Origin of the sequence: Pseudarthrobacter enclensis (assembly GCF_030811655.1) — a bacterium.
GTDB classification, from domain to species: Bacteria; Actinomycetota; Actinomycetes; order Actinomycetales; family Micrococcaceae; genus Arthrobacter; species Arthrobacter enclensis_A.
Genome location: NZ_JAUSRE010000003.1, coordinates 293,748 through 303,327, shown reverse-complemented (window position 1 = coordinate 303,327; position 9,580 = coordinate 293,748). Strand labels below are relative to the sequence as shown.

The following is a 9,580-nucleotide window of genomic DNA, read 5'->3' as shown; positions in this document are numbered from 1 at the left end:
CAACCCGATACGACAAACTTGCCCTCACCTACCGCGGCGGAGCAGTCCTCCGGGCCATCAGCATCTGGCTGACAGCTTTAGGAGACACGCCCTAGGTCAGACCGGTCTTACGTGTCCCTGATGCCCGGTACGATAAATCCTGATCAGGGAAGGTTGGGGGATGGCTCTAATCGTTGGTGTCGTGGGCGGAATGCTCGCCATTTTTTTCGCAGGCTTTTATGCGTTGCGATTCGTGACAGCTGAGCGCGACAAGCGGCGGCGGTTGATGGCGGCGGCTTTATTCATGACGGCAACGCTCTCTCCAATTGTCGTTACTCTTCTGTCCCCCCGAACTGGCGGCGCTAGTGGATTTACTGAGTTCTCGGATGCGCCTCAGAGCCCAACGGTGTCGGCCATCATCAAGGGCGTGGGGTACTTCTTTCTCGTGGCTGTGGTGCTGCTCGCCATTATCAGGACTCGGGTTGTTTTGCCGTATCCTGCTGCCGCTGTTGCTTTGGTCGCTTATGCCGTAGTCGGTTGGGTGTCGTCGCTTATCAACTTTCAGCGTGCCAGCATAGACCTGTTCTACCCGGCGCTTGCCGTGACTGGTGTCCTCGCCGCAAGCGCTATGACGTTCGCCACGGCGTTGCGGCTCAGCAGGGCTACCCTGCGTATTTACGTCTATCTGAGCCTCGTCCTGGCTGTGGTTGCTCCGCAGATTGCGTTCTGGGATGGGCAAGGAAGAACCTGGTATGGATTCTCCCAGCTCGCGGGCGTGACCACCCATCCGAACGGTATGGGCACTGTGGCGGCGCTGGCTGTGATCGTTGAGCTTGTGAGGATGGAGGGCTTGAAGCGTCCTCGCATTTGGCACCTGGTCGCAGCCGTAGTGGCTCTTCTCGGAACACAATCACGGGGCGCATGGCTAAGTGCAGCGATAGGGCTCCTGTTGTATCTCACGTTTCGCTCAGGGGCGCGTTGGGTGATGATCCTTTTGCCCGTCGTCATGATTAGCCTGTTGGCCGCGTCGACTCTCTTGGAGAACGTATTCGACGCCTTGACGCATTGGTCGGCAGGCGGCGATATCTCCACTCTGAACGGTCGCACAACTATCTGGGCGAACGCTTTGGGTGCAGTTAGCCGGAACCCTGTATTCGGTACCGGGCCACGGTCGTTCGATCTTGAATACAGGTCGAGTGTGCTTGGCCTTGGTAACTTGATCAGCTCATCGAATGCTCACAATCAGTTCGTTCAAACATTGGTAGAGCGTGGGGTTGTCGGCCTGATGATATTGACAGTCTTCCTGGTTGCACTGACTGGCTACGCGCTCCGAGTGGGTCATCACCCTACACGCGCCGGTCTGGTTGCAGTGGTGGCGGTCTTCGTATCGCGTTTTGCTGTGGAGACTCCACTGAACATTTCCACCGCTTCCTTGAACGGTGCCCTGCTAGTGGTCGTAACCGTACTCTTGGCATCGTCCAAGAGCGAACACCGCCTGCAGCCTATTGCAGAAAATCCACGCGGGGTCCGCCCACCGGATGCCTATTGGAAATCCAAGCTACTCCGGGCGCCTTCAAGAACTAGCGAGGATAGAACGGTCGCACTTAATGGCCGCCCATAACCTGCACACGGATTTGATTGGCGTTCCCTGCGTTAGTGTGGTTGAAGACGTTGACTGAGCCGACGAAGTCGACGTCCGGGTGCTTGGCGCCCTTCACGTGACGATCTGGTCGACCGTGAGTCTCAGATAGCGACGGTGAGTCTTGGCAAAGTCGATGTACCCCTGATAGGTCGCAAGTGACGTCACCAAAGGAGCAGTTAGCGGTTGGTGGCCATCGGCTGGCTGGGATCGGGTGCCGTGACTGCAGGACGATTGAAGGCTATATCCAGAAGCGCGGCCCAAGGCCTCGCGGGCTCGACGAGCGCCTTCGTGAGCTAGCCCGAAGGAGTGGGTTGTAGTCAACGCCTCCGCCGCGGCTCGCCTGAGAGTCGGCGAGAACATGGCGGAAGGTCCAGCTTCGCGACGGGCCGGACCCTAAACCATAGCCACCGCCTCAGCCACCGCCTCAAGTCCATACGCAATACCCCCCCAACAAAGCGACTAAGTGCCATGCGCTTCTGGTATACGTCCCGAACAATTGCAGTCGAGCAAACCTTGACCGGACCTGGTCGCCCCCGCCGCACTGCTGGACTGCACTGGTACCCGGCTGTAATGCACGGGGGTACTCCGCTTTGAGACTTATGACTCAATTTGTCAATTCCGTTGACCCATGATTGGGTGGTTCGAGGTGGGGAATAGAAAGACTGCTTACCAACGGAGGATTTTGTGGCTTTTTCGGACTACGCCCTGGCGCTCACCGCACTGCTTGGCACCCTGCTGGTTCCATTCGCCGTCCTGTACCAAATACTGCGGCTTAGGCGCCGCGCACTCCGGATCCCCATCCGGCCAGCACCCGCACCCAGAGGTAATCAACGCTGACCATGCCCTATGTCGACATCAACCCCCACAAAGGCCGCCCGAAGTGGGTGGGCTACGCCATCCTTGCCATTCTCCTAGTCGTCACGGCAGTCGTCGTGTCCGCCGCGCTCGTCCACCATTGACCTGCGAAGACTGAGCAGGAGATTCTTCCGGACCCCCTAGACTTACACATTGAACCAGTGCCGCAGAACCGTTTGCCGAACGTCCGGGGGATAGACAATGCCAGATCCGGCGGATCAGAATGCAGGCGCCCAAGCAGAGGATGCAGGGCAGCCGCAACTGCGCCGACGCCGCGACCTTCGTCGTGCCGACGGCTCAGTTCAGGATGCCTGGACAGGAACCATGCCAGCCGTAACCCCCGAAACATCCAGTTCCAACGACGCTGGCAAGCCAGTGACACGCCGATCCTCATGGGCGGAAGCGGCTGCTGCGGCTGACGCTACCAAGCCGTCGTACGCGCCTTCAGGTGCTACCCCCTCGGCTCCCGCGCAGCCTCTGCCACCGGCACGGCAGCCGGGACTAAATTCGGAGCCCGGACCCATTGCATCTGTTCCGTCCCCCGCGCCCAATGAGACGGCCCCCCAGACTGCAGTTCCGCCGGCTACCGCTCCCGCCGAAACTCCGTCCTTCCGCCGCAGCCGGCCCACCGTGGCCGACGAGATCGCGGACAGCCCCATGCCGGACTTCATCAGCTCACCCGGCCTGTTCGTCAAGGAACAGAAGCCGCGGCCGGTAGGGGGTTTCCGTGGTGCGCTCTACAACCTGACCGGCGGCGCCTGGAACCTCGGCCCGGGACCGAAACAGCGCCAGGAGGACGAACTTGCGCGCCGCATTTCCCGACAGCTTCAGGGCAGCTACAACACCGCGGTCCTGAGTCTCAAGGGCGGTATCGGCAAGACGTCCACCACAGTGGGTGTTGGCCTGACCCTCGCTGAATACCGCGGAGACGCTCCATGCGCCATCGACGCCAACCCGGACTCCGGCGACCTCGTGGAACGCGCCCTCGGGGAGGGAATCTACCAGCAGTCCAGCCCCCGGACGATCACCGACCTGCTTGAAAACATCGAGTCAATCGATTCCCTGACCTCGCTTGCCCGGTACATGCACCACGCAGGCCGTCTCCACCTCATCGCGGGGGAGCAGGACCCGGAGGTTTCGGACTCTTTGACGGCGGAGGAGTACCTGCGGATCCGCAAGCTCATTTCCAGCTACTACTCCGTAGTGCTGACCGACTGCGGTACCGGCGTGACCCACAACGCGATGAGCGGAATCCTTCAGTCGGCCGACAACCTGGTGATCGCCGCCGGCTATGCGGTGTCCGGCGCCAAGCGCGCCCGCAGCACTCTGCACTGGCTCGCCAGTCACGGCTACGAGGACCTGGCCCGCAACGCGATCGTGGTTATCACGGACAAGGACGAGGTGTCTTCCCGCGTGGATAAGGACGCCATCGAGGAACATCTGTCCGGTATCTGCCGCGAACTCATTGCGGTGCCGCACGACCGCGGCGTTGCCGACGGAGACTTGGTCACTCTGGACGTACTGAAGCCGGAGACACGGCGGGCCTATAAGGAGATCGCCGCAGCGATCGTGGACGGGTACCGGTAGCCTCTCTTTCGTCAGCGGGCTACGAGGTGCCGTTTGCTCTCGCTAATGTCGAAGTTCGATGGGGAGGGACGGCATGGGCGCAACAACTAACCAGTACGTTCCCAACGAACTGCTGGGGCGGCTGGTGGGGCAGCGGATGTACTCGGTGGAGTTCGTCCTCAACGACTACGTGCAGTTCCGGTTCGACGGGGATGAGAGCCCAGCCCACGTCACGTTCAACAGCTACGTGTGGCCCGTCGTTCAGCAGGACGGCCGCCTCTGGCGCGAGCAGGATCTTGGCTATGCCGATGCCTTGCGCCGCGTGGCTCCCGGCACCGTGGTTTCGACTACTGAAGCGACAGGTGAAGGTATCCGCATCGAGCTCGACACCGGCGCGATCGTAATCCACCCTGCAAAGGAAGAGATCTTCGTCGAGATTGCCGAACTCAGCGGCTTCGCGGATGGACGCTGGATGGCTTGGCGCCCCGGCGAGGACAGCTTCGAGGACCTCGCCTAACAACGGAATCACCCGGGGCTTCGCTCATGTTGGTCATGAGCGGAGCCCCGGCGAGAACCGTCGCTAATCGGCTCACGGCGTCAACCGTATCGGGTGTTACCCCTCGCCCTCCGGGTTCCGCAGCCGGCGCCGGATCATGAACCCGGCCACCACCAGCCCGATGAGTAGGACGGCACCAACAACCCCCGCCACCACCAGCTGCCCCGGAAGGCCGGCGTCAGCGGCTGCAGCAGTAGGCGCGGCCGACGGCGCCGAGTTCGGGCCGCCGGCGGTGAAGGTGAACGTCCCCTCGATGGGATGGCCGTCCGAGGACACCACCCGCCACACCACCGTGTACTTTCCTTGGGGAGCGCCCGGCTTCACCGCCTGGCTGACCTGGTTGTCAACGATCGAGACCGGGCCGTCCGCCTGGTCGGTGCCGGTGGCATCCTCCACGCGCACGATCGAGTTGATGGCGATGGGGGTGTGGTCGAAGGTCAGCTCGATCTTCGCGGGCATGGTGCTGACCGTGGAACCGTTGGCCGGGTTGCTGGACTCCAGGGAGTCGTGCGCCTGCGCCGGCGCCGACGAAAACAGCAGGAACGCGGCGGTGGCCAGCGGCAGCAGCACACGGGCCAGCCACGCGGCCGGGCTGTGGGAGTGGGTCTTCTTCATGAGTTTCCCGCCTACTTTCCGGCAGCGCGGGTCCGGCGGCCTGCGAGGACCAGGCCCAGAGCCGCTGCACCGAGCACGAAGCCTGCCGCCCCCAGCACCACGCCCCACACGGACGCAGCGTCGCTGGAATCCTGGGCCGTCCGGGTCACTGCCTCGGCACTGGGTGACGCTGACGCCGTGGTGGCGGCAGCGCCGTCGTCGGCCGTTGTCACGAACGACGGCGCCGGGTGCTGGGGCTCCGGCTGCCCCTCGGCGCTCTCCTCGTCCCACTTCACCACGCTGCCGTCGGTGTACGTCTGGGCCGCCTTCAGGGTGACCCTGGTGCCTTCGGCGGGAAGCCGGCCCACCGACAGTGAAAACGCCTGGTACTGGTTCTGGCCCAGCTGGTGGGCTTCATCGGCAGTCCAGACCACCGAGGTGGGCGCCTTGGTGACCGTGGTGCCGGAGATGGTGACGGGCTTGGGCAGTTCGCCGGTGATCACCTGCGCGGTCCAGCCTTCCACGGGCTTCACGGAGACCGAGGTGAAGGGGGTGTCGGTAGGCAGCGTGACCTCGAGCTTGCTGGTCTTGGCGGTGGGGGACTCGTTGGGGACGTTGAACGTCAGGTGGGAGTAGCCGTTGGCGCCGGTATCGTCCGGGTTCACGCTGACGTGCGCGGACGCGGCGGTGGCGCCGGCGGCCACGATCCCCGCGGCGGCAGCGGCGGCTGACAGGGTTTTGAGGGTACGGCGGAATGAGGTGTTCAAAGCAAGCCTTCCAAAGGGTGCGCCACAAGGGCCGCGTGTGCGGCGGCGCAGAAAAGGGGACAACGCGGTGCCCCCTGCCTGCTTTCGGCAGGCGGGGACGGCGCGGAGGGGCGGCGGCCGCGTTACAGTGCGGCGTGGAAGGCCGGCGGCCCGCGCAGGGCAGGCAGGCGCAGGTTGCGCCACCGGAAAGGAATAACGACGGCGGCCGGCGCGGGAATGCGCGGCCACTCCGGAACGGCGGTGGCCGCCAGGATGCGGACCAGAGGGCGGAGCCACGCGGCCAGCGCCCACACGGCTGCTTCGCCCCGGGCAAGGACCAGGGCGGTGGCCAGCGTCGCCGCCGCGTGAAGGACCAACATCAGGGCCCCGGGCAGGGCGGCATGCTCAGGCATCAGGGCCGCGGCCGCAGGGGACAACGGGGAGGCGTCATGGACGTGGGCGCCGGCGGCGGGTGTGAAGGTTGCGGACACGGAGAGCGCGTCGAAGGCCCAGTGGAGGACCAGTTGGCTGGACCCCAGGAGCCCGATCATCGCCGGCGCGCTGATCCTGGTTTTCGAGAGGATGGTGACCGGTGCCAGCACCAGGGCCGCGATCCCTGCCACGATGGCCGGCTGGGGCAGCACGCCACCGGCCAGCACGTGGGCCCATGCGGCCAGGGCGAACATCGCGGCGGTAAATGCCACGGCGCGGGGGAGGCGGAACGGAGCACTCATGCCACTCGCCGCCCTTCCATCCGCTGTTGCCACCTTCCACTTTAGGGAAAGCCGGGCGGCGGCAGGTAATCCGGGGCGGTGATCGGGCCGGGAGGCCCGGGGACCGCGGCATCCGCCAGCGTGGCCCCCGTATCCGTAGGTAAAGTAAGCACGGGCACCATGGGAGGGCAATTGAACCGGAACGCAGAGCAAGTGGTCCTGGCGGCCGACGACGGAACACCCATAGGCGTCCAGGACAAAGCCACCGTGCACTCCGCTGACACACCGCTGCACCTGGCGTTTTCCGCCCACGTGTTCGACCGCGACGGCCGCATCCTCCTCACCCGCCGTGCCCTCACCAAGCTCACGTGGCCCGGCGTCTGGACCAACTCCTTCTGCGGCCACCCCGCCCCGGGCGAGGACCTCGAGGACGCCGTGCGGCGCCGCGGGGAGTACGAGCTGGGTCTCCGCCTGGAGCAGGTGGAGCTGAAGGTGCCCGACTTCCGATACCGCGCCGTTGATGCCTCCGGCGTGGTGGAGAACGAGATCTGCCCCGTCTTCACGGCACGTGCTGCATCGCCGCTGACGCCCCGCGCCGATGAGGTCATGGAGTGGCAGTGGACCGATCCCGCGCTCATCACTGCCGCCGTGGCCGCAACACCCTGGGCCTTCAGTCCCTGGCTGACCCTGCAGCTGCCGCTGCTCTACCCGGACGGGTTCGGCGTGGCGCCCTTACCCCTGGGTTGACGTATGACGCCGGACGTAAGCTGATGGGGTGCTGAACGGTTCAAACATAGGTATCAACGTTGGGACGCTGGTGGCCGTGGGCGTTGCCCTGTACATCGTGCTGGTGGTGCGCCGCAGGAAGTGAGCGCCGGTGCCGCTCCCGGTTCCGCCACCTAGGATGGTCCCCATGAAGGCTGCCCGGGACGCGCACTCCGTTGCGCTGGTGATCAACGCCGGCGCACGCCTTGCCGCAGCCGGGCCGGAGCAGGCGCTGGGCAAGCTGCAGAAGGCCGGCCTGCCCATCTCCTCCGTGCACTACGTGGGGACGGGCACGGAACTGACCGGGGCGCTGGACCGGGTGCTTGCGGCGGAATACGACCTGGTGGTTGTAGGCGGCGGCGACGGCACCGTGTCCTACGCCGCCGGGCGGCTTGCTGGAACCGGAACCGTGCTGGGGGTCCTGCCGCTGGGGACGGCCAACGACCTTGCCCGGACCCTGGAGATCCCGTCCGGCTTGGACGCGGCTTGTACTGCGCTCGCGGACGGAAAAGTGGTGGACATCGACCTGGGACGGGCCAACGGCGAGCCGTTCCTCAACGTTGCGTCGGTTGGGCTGTCAGTCGGTGTGACCGAGAGCCTGAGCCCGCGCCTGAAGCGGTCCCTGGGTCCGCTGGCCTACGGCGTTGCCGCAGTTCGCGCGTACGCCCGGCACAAGCCGTTCCGCGCCCGGCTTGAGTTCCCGGCGGGGGACCACCGGACGCTCGAGCTGGAGAACATGCTGCAGGTGGCGGTGGGCAACGGGCGGCATTACGGCGGCGGCAACGCGGTCTCGCCCACTGCGGGGATCGACGACCACACCCTTGATATCTATGCCATCGCGGGGGCGCCGCTGCGCGAGCATATAAGGATCGCCCGCATGCTGAAGGACGGCAGCTTTGTTGAGCGGGACGGCGTGTACCACCTGACCACGCAGCAGCATGTCCGGCTGGTCACCGAGCCACCGCTGCCGGTAAACCTCGACGGCGAGATCGCCACGGTCACGCCCACGGACTTCACCATTGAGCGGAATGCGGTGCACGTCGTGGTGCCGCACCACAGCAACGCCGCGCGGCTCGACGGGTAGCGGGCAAACGAAAAGCCCCACGGGAAATGTCTCGTCCGCGGGGCTCCTCAGGTGCATCCCTACCCAGCGGGACTCTTCATAAATCCGGCAACCAAGCCGGGCCTTCGACGTGGCCGCGGGCCGGCGTCGTACTTTTCTTCAACGATGAGGGGACCGACGGCTTTTTTCGGATCGACGCTGATCCGTGCCTCCGCCGTCGGCCCCTGGTCTGTGGTGAATGTGGAAGGGGTCGCCTGGCGGCGCCGCTTCTTAGCGCCGCCAGGCGTCTGAGACCATCGGTATTATCCGATGCAGGCGCGGGTTGACTGGGCCCAGTTCCCAGGTGCATTAAGGCTGCGTTCCCGTCCTTCACGGATCACTTTGGATGGACTGCCTCAAGGTCTTGCCCGGATTCGATCAAGAATGCATCAAGGTCGGCGCAAATTCGGTTGGCGGCATCTAGGGGTTGCGGGATTCTCGACGCGCTGCCGCATTCCCGACACGCACATTCCCTGGCGCGGCGGTTATCCGGGCCGCGAAGATGCACCTGCGCGTCACGTGATGATTTGAGCGTCGACAACGCCGAGCTTCGTAGCCCGCACGGGCCTGTGGGGGGTGACCGGGTACACGTCCCCCACGGAAACTCCTCCTGAATTGGGTATCCGGAGTGTTCATGCCGGGTACCGGCTACCCTTTTGGCGGCACTGGTGCCCGTGTAGCGTTTGGAACTGCCGGAGAGTTCCGCGCTGGCGGGACTCAGATTTGTGGGGAATCGGCTGGGGGACCCAGTTGCGCCCGCCCAGGTCCTGGGCTGGCCGCATCTTCACCCTTCCTTGCCGAATCCAAGGAGCCAACCCATGTTTAAGCCCAACATGCCGGTTCTTGCTGCCGTCTTCCCGGCACTGTTCCTTTCTGCAGTGCCCGCCACCGCTACCGCCGCCTCTGACGATGAGGCCCTCAATACCTACGTGGACTGCCCGTTGGAGCGTATCGGCACCCAGCTGGTCCGCTGCGACAACCTCACGGGCACGGGAGCGGAGGCACCATTCTGGATACCCGAGCAGAAGTAGCACCTACGCCGCTGCACCCCTGGTGCCCGGT

General features: G+C 64.8%; 9 protein-coding genes. 6 read left to right on the top strand and 3 right to left on the bottom strand.

The window, feature by feature from the left end; translation table 11 throughout:
* Positions 1-160: 160 nt before the first annotated feature.
* The 3 genes from J2X98_RS04825 (at position 161) to J2X98_RS04815 (ending at position 4,559) form a co-directional block, all read left to right on the top strand.
* Positions 161-1,600, top strand: a complete 1,440-nt coding sequence (locus tag J2X98_RS04825) for an O-antigen ligase family protein (RefSeq protein ID WP_307304856.1) — start codon at positions 161-163, stop codon at positions 1,598-1,600.
* 1,077 nt (positions 1,601-2,677) lie between these two features.
* Positions 2,678-4,063 carry a MinD/ParA family ATP-binding protein gene (locus J2X98_RS04820; RefSeq protein WP_373460829.1) on the top strand — a complete coding sequence of 462 codons (1,386 nt, stop codon included), beginning with the start codon at positions 2,678-2,680 and terminating at the stop codon, positions 4,061-4,063.
* Between the two features lie 73 nt (positions 4,064-4,136).
* A complete protein-coding gene (locus J2X98_RS04815) occupies positions 4,137-4,559 on the top strand; it encodes a hypothetical protein (protein WP_307304851.1) in 423 nt (140 codons plus the stop codon).
* Positions 4,560-4,655: 96 nt separating this feature from the next.
* Here J2X98_RS04815 and J2X98_RS04810 read toward each other — a convergent pair whose 3' ends face one another.
* The 3 genes from J2X98_RS04810 to J2X98_RS04800 all read right to left on the bottom strand — a co-directional run bounded on the left by J2X98_RS04810 (position 4,656) and on the right by J2X98_RS04800 (position 6,672).
* Positions 4,656-5,213, bottom strand: a complete 558-nt coding sequence (locus tag J2X98_RS04810) for a copper resistance CopC family protein (RefSeq protein ID WP_307304849.1) — start codon at positions 5,211-5,213, stop codon at positions 4,656-4,658.
* An 11-nt stretch (positions 5,214-5,224) separates the two neighbouring features.
* Entirely contained in the window at positions 5,225-5,959 is a 735-nt protein-coding gene (locus J2X98_RS04805) for a YcnI family copper-binding membrane protein (RefSeq protein ID WP_307304846.1), read from the bottom strand.
* 122 nt (positions 5,960-6,081) lie between these two features.
* A complete protein-coding gene (locus tag J2X98_RS04800; RefSeq protein WP_307304843.1) occupies positions 6,082-6,672 on the bottom strand; it encodes a hypothetical protein in 591 nt (196 codons plus the stop codon).
* A 159-nt stretch (positions 6,673-6,831) separates the two neighbouring features.
* On the opposite strand from J2X98_RS04800, the gene idi reads away from it, so the two are divergent.
* The 3 genes from idi (at position 6,832) to J2X98_RS04785 (ending at position 9,549) form a co-directional block, all read left to right on the top strand.
* Positions 6,832-7,398, top strand: coding sequence for an isopentenyl-diphosphate Delta-isomerase (gene idi / locus J2X98_RS04795; protein WP_373460828.1), 567 nt, complete (start codon positions 6,832-6,834; stop codon positions 7,396-7,398).
* Positions 7,399-7,564: 166 nt separating this feature from the next.
* Entirely contained in the window at positions 7,565-8,500 is a 936-nt protein-coding gene (locus J2X98_RS04790) for a lipid kinase (protein ID WP_307304838.1), read from the top strand.
* Between the two features lie 836 nt (positions 8,501-9,336).
* Complete coding sequence (locus tag J2X98_RS04785) at positions 9,337-9,549, top strand: hypothetical protein (RefSeq protein WP_307304834.1); 213 nt, start codon at positions 9,337-9,339, stop codon at positions 9,547-9,549.
* Positions 9,550-9,580 lie beyond the last annotated feature (31 nt).

Excerpts from the sequence above, each read along its gene's own strand:
- J2X98_RS04785 (WP_307304834.1), top strand. The coding sequence starts at position 9,337 with ATGTTTAAGCCCAACATGCCGGTTCTTGCTGCCGTCTTCCCGGCACTG.
- J2X98_RS04815 (WP_307304851.1), top strand. The coding sequence starts at position 4,137 with ATGGGCGCAACAACTAACCAGTACGTTCCCAACGAACTGCTGGGGCGG.
- J2X98_RS04825 (WP_307304856.1), top strand. The coding sequence starts at position 161 with ATGGCTCTAATCGTTGGTGTCGTGGGCGGAATGCTCGCCATTTTTTTC.
- J2X98_RS04800 (WP_307304843.1), bottom strand. The coding sequence starts at position 6,672 with ATGAGTGCTCCGTTCCGCCTCCCCCGCGCCGTGGCATTTACCGCCGCG.
- idi (WP_373460828.1), top strand. The coding sequence starts at position 6,832 with ATGGGAGGGCAATTGAACCGGAACGCAGAGCAAGTGGTCCTGGCGGCC.
- J2X98_RS04810 (WP_307304849.1), bottom strand. The coding sequence starts at position 5,213 with ATGAAGAAGACCCACTCCCACAGCCCGGCCGCGTGGCTGGCCCGTGTG.
- J2X98_RS04820 (WP_373460829.1), top strand. The coding sequence starts at position 2,678 with ATGCCAGATCCGGCGGATCAGAATGCAGGCGCCCAAGCAGAGGATGCA.
- J2X98_RS04790 (WP_307304838.1), top strand. The coding sequence starts at position 7,565 with ATGAAGGCTGCCCGGGACGCGCACTCCGTTGCGCTGGTGATCAACGCC.